Genomic DNA, 25,291 nt, shown 5'->3' with positions numbered 1-25,291 from the left:
ACCCGGGCGGCAATGGCAGAGCCGGGGATGAAGGCTCGGTCGGAGCGTCTGCGCAAGCTCGGCAGTCCTGGCGAAGCGGTGCCGTCTCTGGTAGCCGGAGCTCAGCTGCGTCTGGCGGCCGCGGACGGCGTCGGGCAGTGTCGAGCGTCGTGGATGCCATGACGATCGCCGCCGCTCAACCGTTGGTGACCTGCGATCCGGTCGAGAACGGAGCCGTGGTGCGTGCGCTCATGCGCGAGGCGCATGAGCGGGGAGCACGCCTGGTGCAGTTTCCCGAGGGAGCGCTCACCGGCTATGTCGGACAGGCGAAGCGGCACTTCGCCGGCTGGAACATCGACTGGGCGCCGGTCCGGGCGCAACTCGACGAGATCACTGCGCTCGCCGGCGAGCTCGATCTGTGGGTGGTGCTGGGCGGCAACCACCGCCTGACCGGCCCCCACCGGCCGCACAACAGCTTGTACGTGATCTCCAATCGGGGTGAGATCGTCGACCGGTACGACAAGCGGTACCTCTCCCACACGGAGGTGACCGGCTACTACTCCCCCGGCTTCGAGCCGGTGGTGGTCGACGTGTCCGGATTCCGTTTCGGCCTGGCCCTCTGCATCGAAATCAACTTTGCGGAGGTGTTCCTCGACTACCTGCACCGCGGTGTGGACTGTGTGCTGTTCTCGTCCTTCTCCCAGGACCCTGTGTTCGGCGTGATCGCCCAGGGCTACGCCGCCGCCAACTGCCAGTGGTTCAGCGTTTCGGTTCCCGCCCAGTGCAGCCCAGCGATGCCGAGTGGAGTGATCGGCCCACACGGCTCCTGGCTGGGTCAGTGCGCCGCCGACGGCCACAGTGGGCTGGTGTGCGTCGACCTCGACCGGCAGGCCCCGGAGCTGGAGGTGGCTCTGCACGTCGCCCGGCCGTGGCGCGCCACCGCCCGTGCCGGCACGATCTACACACAACGCCGCGTGGCGGATCCTCGCAGCAGCGATCGCACGGCGCCGTAGTTGTTGATGGCTACACCCCGCCCCGTTGCATATCCCGGCCGGTGCAGGTGAGCCGGCGTGCGAGGTAGTCGCCGAGCGACGTGGCTTCCGGCACCTCGGGGTCGCCGGTCGGGCCGGCGGGGGCGTAGCGGGTGTGCCGCAGTTCCGCCACGAACTCGGACACGGGCGCCCCAGCGTGTAGGCCGGTGGTGATCGCGGTCGACAGGGCGTCGGTCAGGCCGGCCAGGGTGGAGCCGTGCTTGCCGACGTGCAGCTCGACGTGGGTGAGCCGGTCAGCTGCGACAGCGGTGACGAGGAGGCCGGGGGTGCCATCCAGAACGAACTCGGCCGTGGTGCCTGCCGTCCGGCGAGGTACCGGAATGCGAGTTCGCCCAAGGTCCGTCATCGTCGGGTGCTCCTTCACGCTCGCGCCTCGCCCCGTGCCGTCGAGGACCTCGACACGGTAGGCAGCCGGACGGGCCGGCACCAGCGCGACACGCTACCCATTCGCACAGGTGAACGAAGACGAGCTCAGGAAGGCAGGCAGCACCGCGTAAGCCGGTGTTGTCCGTCCACGGGAATGGCCAGCGTCCGGGTGGAGGTGGCCAGTCCGTGCAGTGCCCGCTACGGGGTCGCGCGTCTCGCCTATCGGGTGATATGCACACTTCATGACCTGGTCCAAGGCGCGGTCAACCCACCCGTCGGCCTCAACCTCGCACGTCATCACCGGCACCGCTGTCATGCTGGCGTGGTTCGTGGCTGCCCTGGCCGCGACGGTTTACTGGGTGGCGCACCAGTCGAACAGGGCAGGCGCCTGCGACAGCTTCTGCGTGTCGGACCGGGTCGAGGCCTTCGTCGTGGCGTTCTTCGTCGGCATCCCAGTCGGCGTTGTCGGCCTGTTCGCCGGTGCGGTCCTCCTCGCGTTACTCGGACGGCGGATCCGTTCAGGGTGGCTCGTTGGCAGTCTCGCAGGCGTTGGTGGCCTGGTCACCGGCCTGGTCGTCGTGGTCGGCGGGCTGCAGGTCTGGACGCGGGTCACCGAGGCCGCCGGATGGTGACGGGTCGGGCGCGGAACGGCGAGCCGCGAGCATGCCCTCCACCATGCCGGCTGTAACGGCGGACGACGGATCGACGCTCACCTACCAGGGACGGCCGCAAAGCATGGCCAGACCCTTCGCCGGGCGGGATGTCGGCCCACACCTCCCCCGCAGTCCCGTCCGGCCTCCACAGTCCGACCCGTAACAGCGACCCCTGACGCTGCCGGAGGCCCCGTGATCGTCGAATCAACCACCCGCACACCGCCGCCCCGTTGGCCGGCCACCAACAGCCGGCAGGTGCCTGCCGCGCGGAATCAGCCAACGCAGCAGGTACCGGAGCCGCGCGACTGGTTGCCGTACGCGGCGTTGGCCGTCACGACCGTGATGATCGGATGCATCGCCACGGTCGTGGTCGTGCTGGCTCGCTAGCCGGCCCTGCCTCAGCTGAACCACGAACGCCCCCACCGCCTCGCGTGGGGGCGCTTCGTGTCCGCCCGGCTGTCAGCGGCGGTGTCGGCGGCTACCGGTAACGCCGCCGGTGTGCTGCGGTATCGGGTGCCAGTCGGGAGAGTGCGGGGAGGAACGCCGCACCGGCTGATCAAGCGTGAACAAGGAGCAGCCGCATCGTGCCACAGCCTGAAAACCGCGAAGACCTTGTCGCACGCGCGCGCGAACTGGTGCTGGCCGAGCGGTTCGAGCCCGCCATCGCACTGCTACGCGAGCATCTGGCGGCGCACCCGGACGATGGCGTTGCATGGCGCCGCCTCGCCGGAGCGCTGATCGGGTTCGGCGACGATGCCGCCGCGGTCGACGCGGCCAGTCGAGCAATCGAAGCCAATCCTGAGGACGCGACCGCCTACCGCTACCGTGCGTTGGCTCATCTCATACTCGCCAGGGATCGGGAGTCGTATGCCGACGCGAAGCGCGCGGTGGAGCTTGCGCCCGATGATCACGAGGCGCTGAGTCTGCTTGCCTCGAACGTCCTCAATGTCGATCGCGACGTGGCGCGGTTCGAGGAGCTGATCCAGCGGGCGCTCACCGTGAATCCGAGCAGTCCCCCGACACGAAGGCTGGCCAGGCGATATCGGGCGATCCATCGCCGCACCAAGACGATCGCGGTGAACCTTGCGGCCTTCCCGATCGCGATCGTGCTGCTGTTCGGGTGGTTCGCGGTGGATACCGGCAGGGCGAGCGACGCTACTTGGATGATCTGGCCCGGCCTTGTCGCCTTGGCCGTCATCTTTGTCAGCGGCCTGGTCACCTGGTCGGCACGCGGCGCGCTTCCGATGCTCACTCTGCCCCAGGTGGCCACAGCGGCTGGCGCCGCCGGAATCATCGCGGCAGGTGCGGGATACGGTGCCACGCGCGGAGTTCCCGCCGCAGCCGTCCTCGGCCTGATCTCGATCGCATTGTCGGGCGTCTTGGGGCTTCCCCTGTTCCTTCGCGCCGGACGACGCACGGCGCACCATACGGACCGTGACTGACCGTAGATCGTGAGACAGACTCAGGGGGAGTCGTGATCCTCCGCTGAACACCGCCACCGGTGTTAACGTCTTCGGCGTGATGTCCGGGTGGACCCCGGCGCTGCGTCGGTCGCACGAGACCAGGGAGGACTGCGACGCGCACCGTCGCCGCCCCGAATCACCCCGATGATCGAGAGGGGGTGAGACTCTATGACCACCCCGATGCGAGCCGGCGATGTCGTCGCCGTAACCGTGACCAAGGTCCTGCCGTTCGGCGTGCTCGTCGAGACTCCGGCAGGCGTGCCCGGGCTCGTGCGCAGCGCCAAGGCCGAGGTCGGCACGGTCGTAAACGTTCGCGTCCGCGAGTTCGACGGCCAGCGGTTCGGCGCCAGTCTGGTGTGAGTGAGGTGGCCGGGTGCGGCTTGGAAAGCGCACCCGGCCACGACATTCCCCCGCTGAACAGTCGCCGCCCGTCACGACGAAGCCACAGGACCAGACTGCCCGAGCGGCGGCTTATCGCCTTCGGCTACCAGCACCAGCGGGGACGGTCAGGAGGACCAGGCCCAGGGCGAGGACGACCATCCCGGACCACGATGCGGCCGGCAGGCGTTCATCGAGGACGGCGACACCCAGGACCGCTGCCACGGCAGGCTCGGCCAGGGTCAGCGACGTGGCCACCGACGCGGGGGTACGGCGCAGTCCGTGCCCGAAGAGCCGGTAGGCCAGGTAGACGGTGAACAGGGCAAGATACAGTGCCACCGCCGCGCCGCGGGTGGTGGCGAGCCAGTGCGGGTTGGTGAACAGCACGAGCGGCAGGACGAGCAGCCCGGCGGCGCCGAACAGCACGCCCATCACCGCGTCGGAAGGGTGTTCGCGGGTGATCAGTTTCCCGCCGATCAGCGAGTAGGCGGCGTACGACAGACCGGCGCACCCGGCGAGTGCGACGCCCGTCAGGTCCATGGGCGCGGCATGTCCGGTGAGCCCGGGGCCGAGCACCAGAAGGGTGCAACCCAGCACGGCGGCCGCGGTGGCGCCGCTCCAGCGTGCGGTCGGCCGGGCCTGCGAGGTGATCCAGGACAGCAGGCCGGCGAAGACCGGCGCGCTGCCCAGGGCAACCACGGTGGCCACCGCCACGCCGGTCCGGGCCACGGCGGGGTAGAAGGTGACCGGATACCCGGCCACCGCCAGCGCACCCAGCACGAGCAGCCACCGTTCGGGGCGGGTGCAAACGGCGGGCAGCGAGCGAGCGCGGCGTGAGGTGAGGAACAGCAGGGTGCCGCCGAGGGTGAGACCGGCGCCGCCGATCGCCGCCGCCGTTGCACCGGCGGGTGCCAGGGAGCTGGCGGTCCCGGTCGTACCCCAGAGAACGGCTGCGGTGAGGATGGGCGCGGGGCCGCCCAGGGAACCGGTGCGGGAGGGGCGTTGGCCGGCAGCCGGGTAGGTGGGAGCTTGAGGTGAAATGCGGTTCGGCACAGTAGTGGTCTTCCGTCGTCGAATGCGTCTGGGACTCGATCCGAAACGGGCGCACCACAGGAACCTGAACCGCCGCGGTCGACGGGGTCAGGGGTTCACACCATTAGTGTCTGCGCCCGATCAGGCGCAGAGCGGCGGCAGAACGACGTGCCAGTAGGAGTTCACCTCGCGATGGTAGCTGCCTGGGACCGGTGGCTGAGGAAAGGCCCTGTCCCGGCTGGTGATGAAGTGGCCAAGATCGATCAGGAATCAAGAAGTGCAGGCCACGGAGCCGCACCTAGCATGATCGTCATGGACATCACCATTCACACGAGCTTCCTTCCGCATGTCGACCCGGACGCCTCCGTGGCCTTCTACCGGGACGTCCTCGGCTTCGAGGTCCGCAGCGACGTCGGCCAGGGCAAGATGCGTTGGATCACCGTCGGCCCCGTCAACCAGCCCGACACGTCCATCCTCCTGGCGCCGGCGGCCGCCGACCCTGGGATCACCGAGGACGAACGCCGCACCATCGCCGAAATGATGGCCAAGGGCACCTATGGCTGGATCCTGCTGGCCACCCGGGACCTCGACGGCACCTTCGAGAAGGTGCAGGCCGGCGACGCCGAGGTCGTCCAGGAGCCGACCGAGCAGCCGTACGGCATCCGCGACTGCGCCTTCCGCGATCCCGCCGGCAACCTGGTCCGCATCCAGGAGCTTCGCTGAACCGACCGGTCACGCGGCCGTGCTGGCCGGCGCCACGACCACCTGCGGGAACGGGGCGGTCGGCCCTTCCCGGCCGCCGCCCTCGCCCACACTCCTCGGCGGGCCGTTCATGCTCGCGGGCATCGATGGAAGGAGCTCTCTCATGTGTCACCCCTCGTGGGGGCGCGCGCTCACCGCGGCGCACCGCCTCACCGACCTCGCTCGACTGCGCCGCGTCCGCGACCGGATCGACCGGGAGTACGCGCAGCCGCTGAACGTCGAGGCGCTCGCCCGCGGCGTGAACATGTCGGCAGGGCATCTCAGCCGCCAGTTCCGGCTGGCCTACGGCGAGTCGCCGTACGCGTACCTGATGACGCGGCGCATCGAGCGGGCGGCGGCGCTGTTGCGGCGTGGGGACCTCAACGTCACTGAGGTCTGCTTCGCGGTCGGGTGCTCCTCGCTGGGCACCTTCAGCACTCGCTTCACCGAGCTGGTCGGCATGTCGCCCAGCGCCTACCGGCGCGGCGCAACCAGCGCTGCGGCGGGGATGCCGTCGTGTGTGGCGAAGCAGGTGACCAGACCGGTCAGGAATCAAGAAGCCCTGGTCGCCGAGCCGCAACTAGCGTGATTGTCATGACATCCATCGAATCCGTCACCCTCGACGTGGCCGACCCCGCGGCCGCCAGCCGCTTCTACACCGCCGCCTTCGGTTTGGACACGCAGATCCGCCTGCGGGCCTCGGAGGCACCGACGACCGGTTTCCGTGGGTTCACGCTGGCGCTCACGGTGTCCCAGCCGGCCACCGTCAACGGCTTCATCGGCGCCGCCTTGGACGCCGGCGCCACGACGCTGAAGCCGGCCGCGAAGTCGCTCTGGGGCTACGGCGGTGTCGTGCAGGCCCCGGACGGGACGATCTGGAAGGTCGCGACCTCGGCGAAGAAGGACACCGGCCCGGCGACCCGGCAGATCGACGAGTTGGTGCTCCTGCTGGGTGTCGCGGACGTGGCAGCGAGCAAGCGGTTCTACGTCGAGCGTGGCCTGGCCGTGGCGAAGAGCTTCGGCCGCATGTACGTCGAGTTCGCTGCTGGGTCGAGCCCGGTGAAGCTGGCGCTGTACCGGCGCCGCGCGCTTGCCAAGGACGTCGGCGTCGCTCCCGAGGGCACCGGATCGCACCGGCTCATGATCGGCGGCGATGCCGGGGCTTTCACCGACCCGGACGGGTTTGCCTGGGAGGCCGCCTCGCTGGCACCCACGGCCTGATTCAGCGGGGCTCGCTCGGCCTTGCCGGGCGAGCCCGTTTGCCGCGCTAGATCGGCGTCGGGTCGGCGGGAAACTGCTCATGTCCCAGCACGGCGAGCAGTTGCAGCTTCTCGTAGCCCTCGCTGCGCGGTGGCGCGGTGAGCACGAGCAGCGCCTGGGACTGGTCCTCGGTGATCAGCGCCTGGCAGTCCAGTTCGATCGCACCGAGTTGGGGATGGATGAGCGTCTTGTGGTCCTCGAAGCGCTTGGCCACCTCATGTCGTTCCCACAGCTCGGCGAACTCCGCGCTCGCCTTCTGCAGGGCCCGCACGATCTCGCCGGCCCGTGACTGCGGGCCCATCGACCCGTACGCGGCGCGCAGGTTGGCGACCTGGGCGCGGCTGTGCCGGTCGCGGTCCTCCTCGGGGTAGCGCAGCCGCTCCGCGGGCTCGGTGAACCACCGGTAGATCTCGCTGCGGGCGAGGCCGGTGTAGCCCGATCTGTCGCCGAACAGGGCTTCGGCCATCCGGTTCTGCACGAGGGTCTCGCCGAGGTTGGACAGGATGAGTGCCGGGGTGTCGTCGAGCCGGTCCAGCACGCGCAGCAGCGCCGGGGCGACGTGCGTCGCCGCGGACACCGAGGCCGGGGCGTTCTGCCCTGCCACCTGGAAGAGGTAGTCGCGTTCGTCGCCGGTCAGCCGCAGCGCCCGGGCGAGCGACGCCAGCATCTGCGGGCTCGGCTGCGGGCCGCGCTGCTGTTCGAGGCGGGTGTAGTAGTCGGTCGACATGGCGGCGAGGGCAGCGACTTCCTCACGCCGCAGGCCGGGTGCGCGCCGGCGGGCGCCGGCAGCCAGCCCGACGTCCCCGGGCTGCAGTGCCTCTCGGCGGCGGCGCAGGAAGTCGGCCAGGGCTGCACGGTCCATGATCTCAGTATCCGCAGGCGGCGGGAGCCAACCAGGGATTGCCGATCCCCCGATGACCGGTCTCTTAATCCGCCTTCGAGGAACGGCGAGGCTCGGGGCATGAACATCTCCGGAAACACGATCTTCATCCCGGGCGCCACGAGCGGTATCGGCCTGGCCCTCGCCGTCGAGTTGCGGGCCAGGGGTAACACGGTCATCGTCGGCGGCCGGCGTACCGATCTGCTCGACAAGATCGCCGCGGAACACCCGGGCATCGACACCGTACGGATCGACACGACGGACCCGGCGAGCATCGGCGCCGCCGCGAAGGAGGTGCTGGCGAAGCACCCGGACCTCGACGTCCTCGTCACGATGGCCGGCATCATGCGCGTCGAGGACTGGCACCAGCCCGAATCGTTCCTCGCCTCGGCCGAGGCGGTGGTGACGACCAACGTGCTCGGCCCGATCCGGCTCATCGCCGCGTTCATCGAGCACCTGCGGGCGCAGCCGGACGCCACCATCGTCACCGTCTCCTCGGGCCTGGCGTTCGCGCCGCTGAAGGTCACCCCGAGCTACAACGCGTCGAAGGCCGCGATCCACATGCTCAGCGAGTCGATCCGGCTGCAGCTCGCCGACACGACCGTGAAGGTGGTGGAGCTCGAACCGCCGGCCGTCCGTACCTCGTTGCTGCCCGGGCAGGAGGACAGCGAGTTCGCGATGCCGCTGGACGAGTTCGTGGCGGAGGTCGTCGCGCTGCTGGAGTCGCAGCCCGACGCCAGGGAGATCCAGGTCGAGCGCGTGAAGTTCCTCCGGTACGGCGAAGCGCGCGGCGACTACGACCAGGTCGTCGCGACGCTCAACACGGCCGACCCGCACGGAAAGTAGCCCCGGACTCCCTGGCGGCGCAGGGTCGACGCCGCGTCGCCGGCACTGGGCAGGCGAAAGGCCGGCCGGGCGACACCACCTCGACCGTCGCCATCGAAGCGCCACCGGCTGGTCATACCGGCTTCGGCTAGAGATCATGGACGGCTTCACGGGCGGCGTTTAGGGTCTTTTGCGCCCCCTACCGGGCGAACTGTGCGCCGTTCTCGAACCGGAGGAAACGCCTCGTCGGCACTGGCCTTTCCACCGTCTGATCCGGGAGGACCCGTTGAGACTGAGCATTCATCGCCGTACCCTGCTCGGCACCGCGCTCGCCGCCGCGCTGGCACCGCTGTCGCTGGCCGCGCCGGCCGGCGCGACCGAGCGCGCGGGATCGGCCGCGCCACCCGTGGCGCTACGCGTGGCCACCTACAACATCCACGCCGGGGCCGGCGAGGACAACGTCTTCGACCTCGCCCGGACCACCGAGGCGATCCGGGCGCTGGACGCCGACGTGGTCGGCCTTCAGGAGGTGGACGTCCACTGGGGTAACCGCAGCAACTTCATCGACGAGGCCGAGGAGCTCGCCGATCGGCTGGGCATGTGGGCCTTCTTCGCGCCGATCTACGACTTCGACCCGCTGACCGCCGGTGCGCCCCGCCGGCAGTACGGGGTCGCGGTGCTCAGCCGCTACCCGATCCTCGAGGCGGAGAACAACGAGATCACCCGGCTCTCCACCCAGGTGCCCAACCCGGTGCCGGCCCCCGCGCCGGGCTTCGCCGAGGTGACGATCAACGTGCGGGGTGCCCACGTACACGTCTACTCCACGCACCTCGACTACCGGGGAGACCCGACCGTGCGGCGCATGCAGGTCGCGGACACGCTGAACATCCTGGCCGCCGACTCCGGGCCGAAGGTGCTGGTCGGCGACCTCAACGCGCAGCCGGGGGCACCCGAGCTGACCGCCCTGTGGCAAGACCTGCGTGATGCCGCCCCGGCCGGCGCCAAGACGTACCCGGCGATCAACCCGGTGAAGCGGATCGACGTCATCAGCGTCTCACCGGACATCACCGTGGTGGGCACGGACACCGTAGCGACGACGGCATCGGACCACCGGCCGGTGGTCGCCGACCTCCTGCTGCACCAGCGCGGCAACTGATCCGGGCGGCAGCCGACGCGGCGGTGCTCCGGCCCTGGGACCGGAGCACCGCCCCGCCACGATCCCCGGTCAGCGGGCGTGGTGCGCGGCGAGGTGGGTCAGCATCGTCTGGTTGGCTTCCCAGCCGTCCGGGAACTTCACCGGCACGTCCAGGTGCACCCGCTCGGTCGACGGGTGCGCATCGAGCAATTCGGCGATCCCGGCCCGGGCCACCACGAGGCATGCGTGCCGGTGCCGGGATGCCAGCACGCACAGCCGCCCCGACTCCAGGTGGAACGCGGTCGCGTCCCGCCGCCCGGACAGCGGGTGCAGCACGACCGTCACGTCGTACTCCCGGCCCTGCAGCCGGTTGGCGGTGTCGACGGTGATGCCCGCGCCGGCCTCGCCGAGTTGCGACCGGATGGCCGCCACCTGGTCGCGGTGGGCAGCCCCGATGGCGATCCGGTCCGCGGTCACCGGCGCGCCGTCGGGCGCCTGCTCGGAGATCGCGACCGCACCCCGCGCCAGCACCCGCAGCGCGAGGGCCGCGCAGGCCGCGGCGGCCTCCCCATCGGTACGCAGCGTCTGCCGGGCCGGCAGTTCGTACAGCCCCCAGCCGGTGGTCGCCGCCACGTCCACCGTCGCGTCGTAGGCGTCACCGGGTCCGGCCTCGGTGAGGGAGAGGGCGCGGTCGGCGGGCCCGGTGCCGGACCGGAACCCGGTGAACGGGTAGAACGCCGCCGCCACCACCGGCGCGGCGGTGGCGGGCAGCCGCCAGGACACCGGCAGCCGGTGTACGGGCAGGTCCGGGTTGTGCCGCAGCAGGGTGGCCACCGCCGACTGCATCGGATCCCAGGTCAGGCCGGTCCAGCGGGCGGTCTCGACGGTGGAGAACGGGTCGAGCTGCCCGGGATCGCCCACGAACAGCGCCCGCTCGAACCGGCCGGCCACGCGCAGCAGCGCGTCGGAGCGCATCTGGTATGCCTCGTCGACGATCGCCCACGGCCAGCAGCCCTCGGCGACGGTGGCCCACTTGGCGGCCGTACCGATGATGACGGCCGAGGCGGCGAGGTCGGCGACCTTGGCGGCGACCCGGACCGTCTCGTGGCCCTCGACCCGGTCGGTCGGCTTGTAGTCGGTGGCGGAGAGCCGGCCGATGCGCAGTTCGGGTGCCTTGCGGACGAGGCGGTCGATGAGGTCGTCGACCTGCTCGTTGGTCTGCGCGATGATGATCAGCGGCTCGCCGGTGGTGGCTAGTTCGACGGCGGCGCGGACCACGAGGGTGGACTTGCCGGCGCCGGGCGGGGAGTCGACCACCACGCCACGGTGGTCGCCGGAGCGCAGGTCGGCCAGCACGGCGGTGATCACCCGCTCCGCCTCGACGGCGGGCGGGAGCTCCAGACCAGCAAGCATCGACACGTCACCTTCCGACACGGCGTCCCCGGCACCCTACCGGTCGGGGCGGACGCCGACCTTTCTCCGATGGCCGCTGACCCGCTGTCACCCTTGCGACATAACCATTAGTGATCGACCGGCAACGGTTCGTCCAAAACCACGCGTCCTTCCCATCATCAATGCGGCGGAGAGCTGTCGCGCCATACACCTGAGGACACCTCATGCAGAAACGAATCGGCCGCCGGCTGACAGCCGTGCTCACGGTGGCGGGACTGGCCCTGCTCGGTGCGGTGGGGTCCGCAACCCCGGTCGCAGCCGCCAAGGCAGGGGCGCGGGCGTCGGTGCAGGTGGGACGATTGATCCTCGAGCCGACTGAGCGCGGTTACCGGGGCGATCTCCCGGTGACCGTGACCAACCTCGGCAGCACCACGGACAGCTTCGCCCTGCAGATCGCGGAGCCGATCGCCGGTTCCTTCCGCAACGCCGGCCCGGACGCGCCCTGCCTCACCTTCGACGACATGGTCGATGGTCGGCGCACCTTCGAGTGCTCCCCCTCGCTCTACCTGCAACCCGGCGAGACCCGGCAGGCCGTCCTGTCGTTCGAGGTGCTCACCACGGTCCGGTCGTACGCGATGCGCGCCGGTAGCGGCACGATCACGGCGACCGTCTACTACCAGAGCGCACCGGCAGGCAGGGGCGACTTCGGGACCCTGTTCCGCGCGGCGGACGGCAAACTGAACCCGACCACGCCCTACGTCCAGGACAGCGAGATCAAGGCGTCGATCACGGCGGATGACGCCACCCTGTCCCGAGTGGCGGACGGGCGTTGGTTCGGCCGGGTGCCGATGACGGTGCGCTACGCCGGCGACGCCGCCCACGACGACCTGTGGGTCGACGGGATCGCCCTGCCCAACGGGGTACGGGTCTGGGCCACCGACCCGGACAGCGGCCCGGCCACCACGGACACCCGGCTGAACGTTCCGGGGCACCGGTTCATGCCCGGCGAGGAGCGCAGCTTCGACCTGGTGGTCGTCGCGCCCGCCGAAACGCCGGCGGGTGATCTCGGCAGTGCCACGTTCGAGGTGGGGGCGATGTTCTTCCCCATCCAGCAGCTGAGCGACGCGGATCCGTCCGACAACACGGCGTCGGTGCGGCTCACCGCCGTCGACAACAGCTGACCGTCATGGTGGTGGTCCCTGGCCGCCGGTCGGGGGGTGCGGGCCGGGGTCACCGGCCCGCACCCACCGGTCAGCCGCGGCGCTCCCCCACCTGGTACGTGTGGTCAGCGTGGGCGGCCGAGTCCGGCGTCGCGGGCGCGGACGATGGCCTGGCTGCGCTGGGTGAGGTGCAGTTTGGCGAGGATGGTGGTGACGTTGTTCGCCACCGTCTTGCTGGAAAGGTGCAGGCGCTGGCCGATTTCGGTGTTGGACAGCCCGGCGGCGAGGTGGTCGAGGATGTCGCGTTCGCGGGTGGTCAGTTCGGGAAATGGGCCGTCCTGCGGCGGTGGCGAGGCGAACCAGGTCCGTAGGCGGCCGGCGAGGGCGGCACCGAACACGGGTTGTCCGGCTGCGGCGGCGTGGATGGCGGCGACGATGTCCGCGCCGTCGGCGCCCTTGACCAGGTAGCCGAGGGCGCCGGCTTGCATGGCGGCGAAGACGGTGGCGTCGTCTTCGAACATGGTGAGGACCAGGACGGCGGCGTGGGGCACCTGGGCCTGGATCTGGCGGGTGGCTTCGATGCCGTGTAGGCCGGGCAGTTGCAGGTCCATGATGATGACGTCGGGTTGCAGCTCGACGGCTTGGCGGACGGCTTGGCGGCCGTCGCTGGCTTCGCCGGCCAGGTCGATGTTGTCGACCGTGTCGAGGACGGCTCGTAGCCCCTGGCGTACCAGGGGGTGGTCGTCGGCGAGCAGTACGCGGATCATGGCGTCACCGGAAGTGGGAGTCGGGCGGTGACGCTGCCGCCACCGTCGGGGGTGGGGCCAGCGTGGCAGGTCCCGCCAAGTTCGGCGGCGCGTTCTCGCATCGCGGTCAGTCCGACGCCCGGCAGCCACGGGCCGCTGGAGCTCCCGTCGTCGGTCACCTGAATGACCATTTCGCCGGGTGCGGCGGTCAGGCGTACCCGGCACTGGTGGCCGTCGCTGTGCCGGACCGTGTTGGTGATCGCTTCGACGGCGGTGCGGTAGGCGACGACCTCGATCGCCGCGGGCAGGTCCGGTAGGCCGTCGGCATCGATGGTGACTCGCAGCGGGCCGCCTGCGGTCAGCCGGTCGGCCTGGGAGCGCAGGGCACCGGCGAGTCCGAGGTCGTCGAGGGCGGGTGGGCGTAGCCCGTGGACGACCTTGCGCAGGTCGGCCAGCGCCTGCGTGGCGGCGTCACGGGCTTCCCGGATGTGGTGGTCGGCGGCGGGTGGGTCGGTGTGCAGGCGGGTGCGGGCGGCATCGAGGGTCAGGCCGATGGCGGTGAGCGCGGGTCCGAGGCCGTCGTGCAGTTCGCGGCGCAGCCGGCGGCGTTCCTCCTCCCGGGCGGTGACCAGTCGCTGTCGTGAGCGCAAGACTTCGGTGGTGAGGCTGCGGGTGGCCATGGCCAGGCCGAGTTGTCCGGCGAGGTCGGACAGCAGGTTGCTGTCGCGTTCGTCGACGGTCTCCTCGCCGCGCCGGGCCGACGCGATGAGGAAACCCTCGACCTGGCCGTCGTAGGCCAGTGGCCAGCGATGCTGCGGCTCGGCCGGCCGGCCGTACGACGTGACGGGAGTGCCGTCGACCCGATGGATCGCCACGTAGGGCAGCCGGAGTGCGGCGGCGACGGCGTGGGCGAAGGTGCCGAGGGCGTCGCCGCCGGGGACGGTGTTGAGTTGCCGTCCCAGGTCACGCAGGGTCCGGTGGGGATCCTGGCGGCCGCCGTAGAACAGCCGGTCGACGAGGCGCTGGGTGCGCTCGCGCAGCGGCACGAACGACATCGCCACGGCCACCGCGGCGATCGGCGCGGCGATCTGGCGGGAGACGACCCGGGTGGTCAGGGCCGAGAGCAGCGCGAAGCTGACGACGAGGGTGGCGGTGATCGCGCCGTAGACCAGGGAGCGGCGGAGGATCGTGTCGATGGACCACAGCCGGTAGCGCAGCACCGGGCCGACGAGGGTGAGTACGAACACGAACGCGTCGACGGTGTTGACGACGCCCGGCAGCCGTTCCGTGACCGCCAGCGGAAACAGGGCCAGCGCCACGACGATGCCGGCCGCCCGCCACTTCAGCTGCTGACGGGCGATGCCGTCGGCCCGGGCGAACCGGATGACCACGCCGATGCCGGCGGCCAGGCCCAGCAGGACGACGACGGGGGCCAGCAGGAGCATGCCGTCGGCGACGCGCCCGACCAGGGTGCCTCCGGTGAGAGGATGCGCCAGGCCGGGTACGCCGGTCACGCTGCGCGGCGTCGTGCTGCCGAGGATGCCGCCCACCAGGACGAGCACCGTGGCGCCGATGATCAGTTTTTCCAGGATGGCGCCCCACCGACTGGCGGGCCGTCCGGACGGGAACCGGATGTTGATCAGACCCTGGGCGGCGATCGGCGCGAAGCTGAAGGTTCCGCTGGTCAGGGCCCAGGTCACCCATGCGCTGTGATCACCCTGCCGGGCGGCCAGGTAGGCGGGCGGCAGGATCAGCACCTGGCCGACGACGAGCACCGCGGCGCCGGCCAGCAGCCAGCCGAACGGCAGATCCGGGCGGCGGTCGATCAGCAGGCCGCCGGCGACCCCGTAGGCGACCATGATGGCCAGCGGCTCCAGCCATGTCGGCAAGGAGCCGTTCGGTGGCAGGGGCCGCCCGGCGGTGACCCACCACAGCAGGAACCCGACCCCGATCAGGACAGCCACCAGCGTCCCGGCAGCCCACCGGCTGCCGTCGCGGGTCTGGTGAGCCGGCGCCGTGTCGATACGGGCCAGTATCCCGGCCCTGCTCAGAGGGGATCAACGGCCGCGGTTCCCGAGCGGCCGGGAAGAGGTTCCCGCCGGTCCGGGAATCCCCGGACGTCAGGGCGGAGGACGGCGGCGCGGTTCGGGAAGCGCTGCCGTGGTCCGGTGAGCGGTGCGCGGCCGACGCTCAGTGGCGACAGCATCTCTTGCCACACCGGGAGTTTCGCCATGAGGACCATCCGCTACACCGCTGCCGTCGCGACGATCATCATGTCGCTGCTCAACCTGCCCGTCGGCCTCGACCCGGCCGGCGCCCACCTGCCGGCCCCGGTCGCCTGGCTGGTCAGCCTGGTCGGCGTCGCCGGCATCGTCGCCGCGATCGGCCTGTTCCGCACCGCCGGCTGGGCCGTCCCGGCGGTGATCGCCGTCGGCGGGCTCAACCTGTTCGGCGCGGTCATCGCGCTGGCCAACAGCAGTGAAGGTGGGGTCGTCGGCCTGGTGCTCAGCGCGGTCGGCACCGGCCTGGCCGTCGCGTACGCCGCCCGCCGCCCGGCCGCGGCACCGCAGGCCGGCTGACCCACTCCCCGTGAACGGAGGTTCCACCATGCAGACCGAAACCGCACCGGCGCAGACCGCGCCGCCACGCCGGCAGCTGACGGACGTGCGAGGATTCTGGCGGGTGCTGCTCGCCGTCATCGCGCCGCTGCCCATGCTCGCGCAAGGGTTGTACTACCTGCTGTTGCCGTGGGCCGCCGACGCGTCGTTCCCACAGCGCGTGCAGGACACCACTGGCCACCTGAACCTGGTCGGTTCGCTGCAATGGATCGAGACGCCGTTCCTGGTCGGGCTCATCCCCGCCACGTTCGCGGTCGCCTGGGTCGCCCGTCGTGGCGCGCCGCGGCTGGCCACCGCCGGCGCGCTGCTCGCCCTGCTGGGCGACCTGGCCGGGTTCCCGCTCATTCCCAACAACGACCGGCTGACCTACCTCACCGCGACCAACAGTTTCGATGTCGACGCGATGTCCGCGCTGTCCGGCGCCGAGGACAACTACCTGCTCGGCCAGTTGGGCGGTCTGCTGTTCATCATCGGCGTCACCATCGGGCTGCTGCTGCTCGGGCTTGCGCTCTGGCGCAGCAAAGCGGCCCCGGCGTGGATGGGCTGGGCGCTGGCCATCGGCGGTTTCACCCACCCGTTCGTCTCCGGCATCGTGCCCGGCTACGTCGCGCAAGGCCTCGGGCTCTGGGTGGCCGCTGTCGGCTTCGCCGGCGCGTCCTACGCGCTGCTGCGGATGCGCAACGACGCGTTCGACCTGCCGCCCGCCCCAGCCGGCTGAACCAGCAGCAGACCGCGGGTGCCGGAGCGAGTGAGCCCGACCGCTGCGGCACCCCTTCCGGGAGAGGCGACTGGGCCGCGAGCCCGCCGTCAGCTCCCTCATCGCGGGAAGTTGGGGATCAGGCCTGCGCACCAGCGGCGCCGGTACCGGCCTGCGGCAGTGGGTCCGCAGGCCGGCACCCGGTCATCGACCGCCGGTCAGTCGCGGCGCTCCCCCACCCGATACGTGACCAGGTTGGGGTCGGCCTTGAGCTGCCGTTCAGTGAACTTGATGGTGTCGAAGCCCTTGCCCGAGTAGAGCCGGGTCTGATCGGCGTACCAGGGGGAGTTCGGGTTGGCCGACTGGGAGTAGGTGAGGATCTGCCGGCCCGACGGCCCGTTGCGGCCCAGCTCGACGGCCATCAGGAACGACGTGCCGTGCACCACCTTCGGGTAGCCGACGCCAGGCTGCACCAGGTTGATCGTCATATTGAAGACGCCGGCCTCGGGCCACCCGCCGTGGATCGGGATCCGTTCGGTGCCGCGCGGCTCGGTCTGGATGTCGCCGAGGCGCGCGTCGAGCGGGATCCCGTCGAGCAGCTGAACGGCGTCCGCGAGGGCGGTGCGGATCCGAGGGTCGTCGACGGCGAGCCGGCCCGAGGTGGTGAGCGGGTTGGCCGGTTCGAACCGGTCGGCGAAGCGCAGGCCGCCGGCGCGGGCGAACTCGGTGAATAGGTGCGAGCCGCGGCTGTCCAAGTCGACCCGAAGGTCCCAGCCGCGCAGGGCGGCGCAGGCGGCGCTCAGGTCGACCCGGGTGCCGTCGGAGGCGGTGGCGACCGGGTTGGCCGTACACGATCTCACCAGGTCGTCGCGGACCAGTTCACCGCCGTAGGCGCGGTTGCCGAGGGTGACCGTCCACAGTTGCCGGTGGTGAACTGGGTGCCGGGGAGCCCGTCGGTGCCGGCGAGGCGCTGCCGCACCTGGTTGACGCCGAGCCGGGTACGCAGGCTGCGTTCGGTCCGTGCCGATGATGCGCGGGAAGCGTCCCTGATCAGCTTGGCGATCCTGAGTCGGATGGGGTTTCCGGGATCGTTTCCCACCGTGGCGGAGATGCATGGACGTGGAGATGGAATCCCGCGCCCAAGGCGGCTCCGCGTGGCCGGTGGCCGGCGGTGGTGGGTGTGCTGGTCGTATTCACGCCCTGGTGCCGGTGGGCTGCGCGAGGCAGCCTGGGCCGGTCCGTTGGTGCGTGTCCCTCCGGACGCTTACTCGCCCAGCCATGAGGCCGGGTGGGGGAGGGTGCCCTGCGTCGCCTGGGCGCGGGGCGTGAGGTGCGGGGCCGGGTGGGGCCGGACTTCGACCGGTCCCTCCGGCTGCCTGTGGTGGTGGGGGTGACGACGGCGTTGGCTTCGAGCTCGTCAACGACCGAGCGGATCACCATCTGCCCGCTGGTCTTGTCGATGACGGTCTTGCCCTGATGGGTCAGACCACGGGCGGCGATGCGCCGCCAGGCACCGTGGTCGCGGTCGCCCTGCCAACCGCAGCCGCCGGTGTTGGGGCAGATGGCCCACTTCCATCCCGGTGTGGTGGGCCGGTCGGGGGCTTTACGGTGCTGTAGCGGGGTCAAACATTGCGGGCAGTGCTTGGAAGTGTTGCGGGCGGGGACCGTGACCACGGCGATATCGTGCTCGGCGGCGAGGTGCCGCATCCGGTCGCTGATCTTTCCGCGGACCTGCTGGGACAGCCGCGTGTTCAGGCTGTGCCCCATGCCCCGCGCTTCCATCGACCGCAGGTCTTCCAGATAGATCGCCGTCGCCCGGGCGGCGATCGCCTGGTCGACCGTCCAGCGGGCGGCAGCCCAGGCGAGCGCGTCGTTCAGGTTTTGGCGGCGGGTGGACACGTGGCGGATCTCGCCGGCCAGCACCTCCTGTTTCGCCCTCAACTGCTCGTCGGGGCGGCCGCCGAGCAGCCGCGTGTACTGGTCGGCCTTCGCATGCAGCCGCTCACTGTGACGGCGCAGGCGGTGCTGCTTGGCCAGGACCCCGGCGGCCCGGAACTGGCCACCCGCCCCCAACGCCGTGATCCGCCCATCCTTACCCAGTCGCAGCGCACCGGCGCTGAGGAGCGTGTTGAGACCCCAATCCACGCCAAGCGCCACCGAGTGACCGGTAGCCCGGGCCTTCGGCACGGCATGCGTGTACGCCATGTCGGCACGCACCTTGCCGTCGGTGAGGCGGAGGGTGGGCAGGTGCAGCACCGCCGAGGCAGGAACCGTGGACGGCAACGCGATCCGGCACGCCACCCACGTCCAGTCCCGATACCCCCGCGGATCCGGACGGGTGGGCAGTTGCAGCCGCAGCAGCGCTCTCGCCGGGTCGGTGTCGCAGCGCTCGATCGTGGCCTGCTGCCGATCACACGCGGCCAACAGCAACATCCGCCCGATCCTCGGGGTGCCTTCGAGTTCGAACACGTCCACCGGCAGGCGACCATTGGTCTTGGCGAACGCGGCAACCTGGCGGGTCCGACCCTTGATGACATTCGACGGCAGATGCTCCCCACCCGGGACCGCCCGGCGCACCTGATCCCACTCGGCCGGGGTGCGCTTGCGCGGATCGGCCGGCCACGTCGCCAGGACCCCGGCGGTCACCTCGGCACGCCACGCCGCCGAACGCAGCGCACGCCCCGCCTGCTCCTGTGCCATCCGCACGATCCGGTCATTGACCCTCACACCCCCAGGCGGGGCGACCGTCCACCCCAGTCGCCGTAACGCCATCCACGCGTGCGACGGCAACCTCCGCCCACCCGCATCCACCCCGGAAGCCAACACCCCCACATCCACGCTGTTCCAATGCTCACCGACCAGCGCGGCCACCATGCCCGCCACCAGATCGGCGCACCAACCCATCCGCAGCGCCAGCACCGCCGCAGACAGGACCTCACCGGTTGCCTCGTCCACACCGGTGCGCAACACCGCGCGGGCACACGCGGTGCGGGCCGCCTCACCCTCGGCCAGCCGCAGCTTCCCGCTCACCGACTCAACGACCCACCAACGATCGAGCAGAACCAACGCCCACGGACGGCCCGCGTCACCGGAATCCGCCCCGAACCAACCCAACCACCAGGCGTCACGAGGCGGACACCGACAGACGCGCCGCAGTCTGCGAGAATCGAAGAAGGTCCACACGACCAATCTATGATCACTGACGATTCGTAATCAAATTGGTCAGCCTTCCAGGGGCTGCTGCGGGTTGGCGAGCCGGTAGCTGTCGTTGGAGTTGGTCACGTAGTCATTGCGGACCAGCGTGGGCAGGTGCGCCGGGCCGAAGATGCCCGGCACGGCGGCGTCGGGGTCCCGGCCCAGCTCGCAGGCGGAGCGGGAGCCGTCGAGGACGCCTGGCCGCTGCGGGTGACGGCCGCCGTGGACCGGGCCGCGGGACGGTGGGAGGGTCTGGTGGACCGCGTCCGCCGCCTGGGCGGCGCGGCGGCCACGTACCCCGCGGCGTCCCTGGACTCGCGGCTGCTGCACGGCGCGCTGCTTGCGGCGATGGGGCCGACCGAGGAAGCCGTGGACCGCCTGGTCGACGTGATCGCGGTCGCCGAGCGGGTCGGCGCCGTCAGGCCGCCCTGCTGACCGCCCAGGCCGTCCTGGCCCGCTCCCGCTAGGAATGGGGACACGCTGATCGCCTGCTCGACGCAGCGCATACCGTCTTGAACGGTGCGGGGCTGCGGTACGAGGAGGCCCTGGCCGCCGACGGCTCGGCCGGTTGCGCTGCGAGCGCGAGGCCGCGGACGGCGGGCACCTGCTGGAGAGCGCACTGCGCCGGTACGGAGCGATACACGCCGACCGCGACATCGCGCGGATCTGCCAGATCATGCGGCGGAACGGCGTGCCGATCCCGTACCCGTGGCGGGGCGGGCGACCCTCCCTCGGCCAGACACTGTCGTCGCGGGAGCGCAAGGTGGCGCTGCTGGCGGCGGAGGGCAAGACGAACCAGGAGATCGCCACCGAGCTGTTCCTTTCCCGGCGCACCGTCGAGAGCCACATCTCCAGCGCACTACGCAAGCTCGGCTACCTGTCGCGAAAGGAACTGGCAGGCTTACCGCTCGATGAAGATGGTGCTCTGCCGCGGGCTACGTCTGGGTGACCCGCCCTCGGGTTAGGGTCAGCGGCGTGAGTGTGCACGCCCGCGTCGTCGCCGACGAATTCCCGGCCACCCTGCGCTTCTACACCGACCTGCTCGGCGAACCGGAAACGGTTGTCGCGGACTTCGAGTACGCCAGCTTCGACCAGGGCGGCGAAACCGTCCTGGCGATCCTCGGCCGCCGGGCGGCGGAGGCGGTGCTTCCGGTGGGTCGGGGCGACGGCAGCGTGCTCGTGGTGGTCCCGGTGCCCGACGTGGATGCCACCATCGCCGGGCTCCCGGCCGAGGTGGTGGTGGCCGAGGCGGCCGACCGCCCTGGGTGGGGTGTGCGCTCGGCGTACCTGCGCGACCCCGAGGGTAACCTGGTCGAGGTGCAGACCTGGACGGCCCGCTGAGGGTGCGGCCGGCACTGTCGTTGCGGTCCGGCCGCACTTCCGGTCCCGCAGTCTCGGCATCGGCGGGGTTGGTTGAAGACGTGCAGGTGGGTGCCAGGGCCTCCTAGGTGTCGGGAACGGGAAGCGGGGCCGGCCCGATGGACCGGCCCCGCTCAGAGTGTGCGTTTTGTGAACCCGTCGATCAGCGCTTGGGCTCGACCACCGTCAGGGTGAAGTCGTCGTACGACGCCGCGTGGGTCTTGTCGCCGCCGTAGACCGCCCGCACTTGATGGATGCCGGGGTTGGGCAGCATGCGGACGGTGCAGGAGGCGATGCCCTTCTTGGCCGGCGCCTCGCAGAGCACGTCCTCACCGATCATGAACTGCACCGGGCCGGTAGCCGTGGTCGGCGTGACGGTCGCGGTCAGTTTCAGGGTCCGGCCCCAGGTGGCGGTCACGTCGTTGACGCGGACCGAGGTGGGGGTGAGTTCCACGGTCGGGGCCGGGGTGACGGTGACCACCCGGTTGGCGACCGCCTGGTTGCCGTTGGTGTCGGAGACCAGGTAGGACAGCGCGTAGTTGCCCGGGGTGGTGGTGTCGACGGTGCCGATGACCTGGATCCGGTTGGTGACGTCGCCGTCGGTGTTGTCCACCGCGGTGATCCCGGCCAGCGGATCGAAGGCCTGTCCCTGCTTGACTGAGGTCGAGGCGGGGACGGTCAGCACCGGCGCGGTGACGTCGGTGCCGGCCGCGGTGGCGGTGAAGATGCCGCCGAACTGGTCGACCGAGCCGACCTGGGCACCGCTGCCGGTGTGGCTGGTGGTGGTCCAGGCGTAGAGCTCGCCCTCGGTCAGGCCGCTCCACTGGACGGTGGCCGGCCAGCCCGACTTGGCCGTGGCCTCACCGATGACGGTGTCGGTCGGGGTGACCAGGACGAGGCCGTCGGTGCTGAAGCTGGTCTTCCGCGAGGACAGGTCGATCGGCAGGACCATGTTGTCCTCGGCGCCGTTGTAGCGCTTGCGGTCGTCGTACTCGGTGGCGCCGTAGTTGTTGAGCATCGGCGAGTAGGTGTCGATGCTCATCTGGGCCCGATCGACGTCGATCTGCAGCAGCCGCAGGAAGCTGGCGCCGAACTGCAGCAGGTCGCCCTTCTTGTGGTCGACGACGCCATCGCCGTTGAGGTCGAGGTTGCCGTTGGCGTCGACCTTCTCCGGCCACAGCTCGCCCGCGGTCATCTTGTAGAACTGGTAGTCCGCGAGCAGTTCGACCACGTTGTGCTCGACGGTGACGCCGACCCCGGTCTTGAGGTTCGTGCCGACGCCGTGCTCGTGGCCGGCGAGGACCAGGAAGACGTTCGGGTTGGCGGCCACGATGCTGGAGAAGGCCCGCGAACCGTCGGTGGAGAAGTTGGCGCCCCGGCCGTCCGGCGCGCCCGACGGGGCGATGTAGGCGTGGGTCAGCAGGATGCCGTTGCGGTCGTGGTAGCGCTGGAAGATCGAGCTGGCCCAGTCGGCCTCGGCCTGGGTGACGCCGTAGGAGAGACCCACCGCGACGAAGTCCAGACCGCCCGCGGAGAAGAGGACGTAGTTGTTCTGGTTGTCCTTACCGCGGGTGACCACGGCGCCGGAGGCGTCGGTGGTCTCGTCCCAGGCGTGGTACGACGCCTTGTACTCGGCCGGCCACTGCTTGGAGCCCTCGTAGTAGCGCTCGGGGCCGTAGTACTGGTTGAACCGTGAGGTCGGGCCGGTCTCGGCGCCGCCCTGGTTGTCGTGGTTGCCGGCGATGACCTGGTTGACCAGTCCGGCCGCGTCCAGGGTGCGCTGCGCCTCGGCGGTGAACTGGAACTCTTTGGTCACCTGCTCGTCGAGGCCGGGGCGGAGCAGTTTGCCGCTGGCGTCGGTGGCCAGCGGGTTGGTGTAGTCGTTCTCGATGATGTCACCGGTGTGCGCGGTGTAAGCGATCTTCCGCTTGGCGGCGTTGTCGGCCAGCCACTGGGTGGTGTCCCGGTAGGACTTCGCCCAGAGCGCCTGCTCCTCCATGGTCATCTTGTCGCTGGGCTCGTCGATGCCGTCGAAGTCGTCGTACGTGCCACCGACGGCACCCTCGGCGAGGTACTGCGTGTCGGTGAAGTGGGCCAGCGAGAAGTCGTAGGCCGACGGGTCCTCGAAGTGGTCCCGGTTGGCCGGGGCGCCGGCGGTCGCGTCGCGCGACGCCAGGTCGTCGGCGAACGGGTCCTGGCCGGTGACCAGGACGTGGACCACGCCGTTGTCGACCAGTTCCGGCCGGACGGCGGCCTTCAGCGTGGTCTCACCCTCGGCCTGGCCGCGGGCGGTGGCGAGTTCGGTCCACACCTGGGCGGTGCCGTTCCACGCGTGCAGGGAGACCGCGCGCGCGGGGTCGACCGTGCCGTTCCACAGGATCTGGCGGCGCTCGGTCGACGCCGGCACCTGGACGTCGTACCGCTGGAACGGGATGTTGCCCGTGGACGGGCTGTTCGCCATCTTGCCGTCGGGACGCGGTGCGGTGCCGATCTGGCCGCCGTCGGTGTAGGAGAAGTCCAGCGCGGACGGCATCACCGGGATGACACCCTGGAAGCCGCCGACCGGCACGCTCGGGGTGGCCTGCTTGAAGGTGGTGGTCACCTCGCCGCCGTCGGGGTTGTTGGCGATCGCCGAGAGCGTCACCCGACCGCTGCCCTGGCCGACGTCGGTGCCGCCCGTGGTCGGGATGGCGTCGGAGGTGAACGTGACCGTCTTGCTGACGGGCTTGCCGAACACGTCGGTCGCCGAGATCGCCAGGGTGTGGTTGCCGGACTTCATGCCGGCGCCGATCTCCTGGCCGACCTGTACGGGCTGGCCGTCGAGCAGGTAGCGCCAGCCGGTCGCGTTGCCCTGGTTGGTCACGGTCACCTGGAGCTCGGTCGGGCGGCTCAGGTGGTCGCCCTCCCCGGGGAGCGTCGAGGTGATCGCGACGCCCGCGTTCCGGATGTCACCGAGGGCGGCGATGTTGAGCGCCTTCACCTCGTCGAGGGTGAGGACGCGGGAGTAGATTCGGGCGTTGCGCACCGTCGCCGGGGCCCAGAACTGGTTGACCGCGTCGGCGCCGACGTAGAAGGAGTTGCGGGCGGCACCGCCGGGCAGGCCGAGCGGTGCCGGGGCGGCGACGGACGCGGCCAGCTCGCCATCGACGTAGAGGCGGGCGGTGGCACCGTCCCAGGTGCCGACGGCGTGGTACCAGCGGCCGGAGGAGATCTGGACCTGGGCGTTGCGGTAGGCGCCGCTGGCGTACACGGCGAAGGTCAGCTTGTCGCCGTAGACGACGATCGAGTAGCCGCCGGTCTCCTTCTCGGAGCAGACGGAGTGCTCACCGGAGTTGGGCAGGGTGCCGTTGTCCTTGAAGGTGCACTCGATCGAGACCTGGTTGCGGATCTTCTCCCACTGCGTGTCGCCCATCGCGTAGGCGTAGGCGTCGTTGGCGCCGTCGAAGGTCGCGACCGGCGTCTTCACCGCGGTGTCCTGGGCGATCACCGGCTCGCCGACGGTGGTGACGGCGAGGTTCTGGGCGTCGTCCTTCGGCGTGCCGTCGTCGAAGTCCACGTCGAGGACGTCGGCGGTCGGGACGGGCGCCTTGAGGTCGAAGGCTGACGCCAGCTCGGCCGCCTGGGCGGCGGTCAGCCCCCGGCTCCAGACCTTGCTGGCCGCGAAGGAGGCCGGCGGGGCGACCTGCCCGATGCCGGACGGGGCGGCGTCGGCGCCAATCACGAAGCGGCGCGAGGTCGTGGCCGGCGGGGTGAGCGCACCGGTGGCCGCGGCGGAGCCGGCCAGCTGGCCGTTGAGGTAGAGGCTCAGAGTCTGGCCGTCCCAGACCGAGAGGGCGTGGTACCAGCGGTTGCCGCTGATCGGGGTCAGCACCGACTTGTAGCCGCCGCCGATGTGGGCCATCGTGCCGAGGTTGCCGGCGTTGACGTAGACCGAGAAGCCGCCGGCTTCCTTGTCGGAGCAGAGGTCCTTCTCGCCGCTCACCGGCATCGTGGTGTCGACCCGGAAGACGCACTCGATGGCGAAGCCGCTGGAGAACCGGCTCCACTGGTCGGTGAAGTCGAAGGAGACCGCGTCGTCGACCCCGTCCACCTTGAGCAGGTCGTGACCGAACGCCGCGTCCGTGGTGTAGCTGGGAGCGCCCCAGGTGGTGGGGGCGAGGCCCTGGGCCCGGTCGGTGGTAACGCCGCCGGTGAAGGCGACGTCGAGCACGTCGGCAGCCGGGACCGTGGCAGCCGCGGTGGGCGCGGCCTGGGCGGGCATCATCAGCGCGCCGCCGGCCATCGCGAGCCCGAGGGCGGCCGCGCCCAGGCGGCGCCACCTCCGGGCGAACGGATGGAGTCGTGTTGTCACGACATCTCC

General features: G+C 70.8%; 24 protein-coding genes and 1 pseudogene. 14 read left to right on the top strand and 11 right to left on the bottom strand.

From position 1 onward, the window contains the following. The first annotated feature begins 158 nt into the window (after positions 1–158). Positions 159–992 (top strand): carbon-nitrogen hydrolase family protein, encoded by an 834-nt coding sequence (locus tag ACGF4F_RS05385; protein ID WP_393075597.1) that lies wholly within the window; start codon positions 159–161, stop codon positions 990–992. Between the two features lie 10 nt (positions 993–1,002). Here the strand turns inward: ACGF4F_RS05385 and ACGF4F_RS05380 are convergent, their stop codons facing one another. Next, positions 1,003–1,377, bottom strand: coding sequence for a hypothetical protein (locus ACGF4F_RS05380; RefSeq protein WP_393075146.1), 375 nt, complete (start codon positions 1,375–1,377; stop codon positions 1,003–1,005). 262 nt (positions 1,378–1,639) lie between these two features. On the opposite strand from ACGF4F_RS05380, the gene ACGF4F_RS05375 reads away from it, so the two are divergent. The 3 genes from ACGF4F_RS05375 to ACGF4F_RS05365 all read left to right on the top strand — a co-directional run bounded on the left by ACGF4F_RS05375 (position 1,640) and on the right by ACGF4F_RS05365 (position 3,873). Continuing rightward, on the top strand, positions 1,640–2,029 hold the full coding sequence (locus ACGF4F_RS05375) for a hypothetical protein (RefSeq protein WP_393075143.1): 390 nt from the start codon (positions 1,640–1,642) through the stop codon (positions 2,027–2,029). Positions 2,030–2,634: 605 nt separating this feature from the next. After that, positions 2,635–3,492: a tetratricopeptide repeat protein gene (locus ACGF4F_RS05370; protein WP_393075140.1), complete on the top strand. Its 858-nt coding sequence runs from the start codon at positions 2,635–2,637 to the stop codon at positions 3,490–3,492. 189 nt (positions 3,493–3,681) lie between these two features. Continuing rightward, positions 3,682–3,873: a hypothetical protein gene (locus ACGF4F_RS05365; RefSeq protein WP_357434250.1), complete on the top strand. Its 192-nt coding sequence runs from the start codon at positions 3,682–3,684 to the stop codon at positions 3,871–3,873. Positions 3,874–3,984: 111 nt separating this feature from the next. On the opposite strand, the gene ACGF4F_RS05360 is transcribed toward ACGF4F_RS05365, so the two are convergent. After that, on the bottom strand, positions 3,985–4,944 hold the full coding sequence (locus tag ACGF4F_RS05360; protein ID WP_393075137.1) for a DMT family transporter: 960 nt from the start codon (positions 4,942–4,944) through the stop codon (positions 3,985–3,987). A gap of 291 nt (positions 4,945–5,235) precedes the next feature. Between ACGF4F_RS05360 and ACGF4F_RS05355 the strand changes: the two genes are divergently transcribed. Then, positions 5,236–5,646 carry a VOC family protein gene (locus ACGF4F_RS05355; RefSeq protein ID WP_393075134.1) on the top strand — a complete coding sequence of 137 codons (411 nt, stop codon included), beginning with the start codon at positions 5,236–5,238 and terminating at the stop codon, positions 5,644–5,646. A 9-nt stretch (positions 5,647–5,655) separates the two neighbouring features. Here the strand turns inward: ACGF4F_RS05355 and ACGF4F_RS05350 are convergent, their stop codons facing one another. Then, on the bottom strand, positions 5,656–5,790 hold the full coding sequence (locus tag ACGF4F_RS05350) for a hypothetical protein (protein ID WP_393075131.1): 135 nt from the start codon (positions 5,788–5,790) through the stop codon (positions 5,656–5,658). On the opposite strand from ACGF4F_RS05350, the gene ACGF4F_RS05345 reads away from it, so the two are divergent. Then, complete coding sequence (locus ACGF4F_RS05345; RefSeq protein ID WP_357434256.1) at positions 5,789–6,253, top strand: helix-turn-helix transcriptional regulator; 465 nt, start codon at positions 5,789–5,791, stop codon at positions 6,251–6,253. The genes ACGF4F_RS05350 and ACGF4F_RS05345 overlap by 2 nt on opposite strands. A gap of 5 nt (positions 6,254–6,258) precedes the next feature. Further along, positions 6,259–6,885 carry a glyoxalase gene (locus ACGF4F_RS05340; RefSeq protein WP_393075128.1) on the top strand — a complete coding sequence of 209 codons (627 nt, stop codon included), beginning with the start codon at positions 6,259–6,261 and terminating at the stop codon, positions 6,883–6,885. A 46-nt stretch (positions 6,886–6,931) separates the two neighbouring features. Here ACGF4F_RS05340 and ACGF4F_RS05335 read toward each other — a convergent pair whose 3' ends face one another. Further along, complete coding sequence (locus ACGF4F_RS05335) at positions 6,932–7,786, bottom strand: helix-turn-helix transcriptional regulator (protein ID WP_393075125.1); 855 nt, start codon at positions 7,784–7,786, stop codon at positions 6,932–6,934. 99 nt (positions 7,787–7,885) lie between these two features. On the opposite strand from ACGF4F_RS05335, the gene ACGF4F_RS05330 reads away from it, so the two are divergent. Together ACGF4F_RS05330 and ACGF4F_RS05325 are read left to right on the top strand one after the other, a co-directional pair. Next, positions 7,886–8,650: an SDR family oxidoreductase gene (locus tag ACGF4F_RS05330; protein ID WP_393075122.1), complete on the top strand. Its 765-nt coding sequence runs from the start codon at positions 7,886–7,888 to the stop codon at positions 8,648–8,650. Between the two features lie 265 nt (positions 8,651–8,915). Further along, positions 8,916–9,785, top strand: a complete 870-nt coding sequence (locus ACGF4F_RS05325) for an endonuclease/exonuclease/phosphatase family protein (RefSeq protein ID WP_393075120.1) — start codon at positions 8,916–8,918, stop codon at positions 9,783–9,785. Between the two features lie 69 nt (positions 9,786–9,854). Here the strand turns inward: ACGF4F_RS05325 and ACGF4F_RS05320 are convergent, their stop codons facing one another. Then, the gene (locus tag ACGF4F_RS05320) at positions 9,855–11,177 is read right to left on the bottom strand and encodes an AAA domain-containing protein (RefSeq protein ID WP_393075117.1); all 1,323 of its coding nucleotides are present in this window, start codon (positions 11,175–11,177) and stop codon (positions 9,855–9,857) included. 203 nt (positions 11,178–11,380) lie between these two features. Here ACGF4F_RS05320 and ACGF4F_RS05315 point away from each other — a divergent pair, with 203 nt between their 5' ends. After that, positions 11,381–12,337: a hypothetical protein gene (locus ACGF4F_RS05315; protein ID WP_393075114.1), complete on the top strand. Its 957-nt coding sequence runs from the start codon at positions 11,381–11,383 to the stop codon at positions 12,335–12,337. A 104-nt stretch (positions 12,338–12,441) separates the two neighbouring features. Here ACGF4F_RS05315 and ACGF4F_RS05310 read toward each other — a convergent pair whose 3' ends face one another. Beyond that, on the bottom strand, positions 12,442–13,083 hold the full coding sequence (locus ACGF4F_RS05310; protein ID WP_393075111.1) for a response regulator: 642 nt from the start codon (positions 13,081–13,083) through the stop codon (positions 12,442–12,444). After that, positions 13,080–15,026, bottom strand: coding sequence for a sensor histidine kinase (locus tag ACGF4F_RS05305; protein WP_393075109.1), 1,947 nt, complete (start codon positions 15,024–15,026; stop codon positions 13,080–13,082). The genes ACGF4F_RS05310 and ACGF4F_RS05305 overlap by 4 nt, the downstream gene beginning before the upstream one ends. Positions 15,027–15,293: 267 nt before the next feature. On the opposite strand from ACGF4F_RS05305, the gene ACGF4F_RS05300 reads away from it, so the two are divergent. Further along, positions 15,294–15,641 carry a hypothetical protein gene (locus ACGF4F_RS05300; protein WP_393075106.1) on the top strand — a complete coding sequence of 116 codons (348 nt, stop codon included), beginning with the start codon at positions 15,294–15,296 and terminating at the stop codon, positions 15,639–15,641. Between the two features lie 28 nt (positions 15,642–15,669). Then, the gene (locus tag ACGF4F_RS05295; RefSeq protein WP_393075103.1) at positions 15,670–16,398 is read left to right on the top strand and encodes a hypothetical protein; all 729 of its coding nucleotides are present in this window, start codon (positions 15,670–15,672) and stop codon (positions 16,396–16,398) included. A 197-nt stretch (positions 16,399–16,595) separates the two neighbouring features. Here ACGF4F_RS05295 and ACGF4F_RS05290 read toward each other — a convergent pair. The 3 genes and pseudogenes from ACGF4F_RS05290 to ACGF4F_RS05280 form a co-directional block, all read right to left on the bottom strand. Then, positions 16,596–17,398 (bottom strand): annotated as a pseudogene (locus ACGF4F_RS05290) (penicillin acylase family protein); the annotation flags it as partial. A gap of 29 nt (positions 17,399–17,427) precedes the next feature. Then, positions 17,428–19,407, bottom strand: coding sequence for a zinc ribbon domain-containing protein (locus ACGF4F_RS05285; protein ID WP_393075100.1), 1,980 nt, complete (start codon positions 19,405–19,407; stop codon positions 17,428–17,430). A 192-nt stretch (positions 19,408–19,599) separates the two neighbouring features. Continuing rightward, a complete protein-coding gene (locus ACGF4F_RS05280; RefSeq protein WP_393075635.1) occupies positions 19,600–19,902 on the bottom strand; it encodes a hypothetical protein in 303 nt (100 codons plus the stop codon). Positions 19,903–20,140: 238 nt separating this feature from the next. Here ACGF4F_RS05280 and ACGF4F_RS05275 point away from each other — a divergent pair, with 238 nt between their 5' ends. Both ACGF4F_RS05275 and ACGF4F_RS05270 read left to right on the top strand, forming a co-directional pair. Continuing rightward, the gene (locus tag ACGF4F_RS05275) at positions 20,141–20,521 is read left to right on the top strand and encodes a response regulator transcription factor (protein ID WP_393075097.1); all 381 of its coding nucleotides are present in this window, start codon (positions 20,141–20,143) and stop codon (positions 20,519–20,521) included. A 26-nt stretch (positions 20,522–20,547) separates the two neighbouring features. After that, the gene (locus ACGF4F_RS05270; protein ID WP_393075094.1) at positions 20,548–20,913 is read left to right on the top strand and encodes a VOC family protein; all 366 of its coding nucleotides are present in this window, start codon (positions 20,548–20,550) and stop codon (positions 20,911–20,913) included. Positions 20,914–21,094: 181 nt separating this feature from the next. Here the strand turns inward: ACGF4F_RS05270 and ACGF4F_RS05265 are convergent, their stop codons facing one another. Next, positions 21,095–25,282, bottom strand: coding sequence for a LamG-like jellyroll fold domain-containing protein (locus tag ACGF4F_RS05265; protein ID WP_393075091.1), 4,188 nt, complete (start codon positions 25,280–25,282; stop codon positions 21,095–21,097). Positions 25,283–25,291: the final 9 nt, after the last annotated feature.

Source organism: Micromonospora sp. NPDC047740, from assembly GCF_043204735.1.
GTDB lineage: Bacteria > Actinomycetota > Actinomycetes > Mycobacteriales > Micromonosporaceae > Micromonospora.
This window is presented reverse-complemented; position numbering and strand designations above follow the sequence as displayed.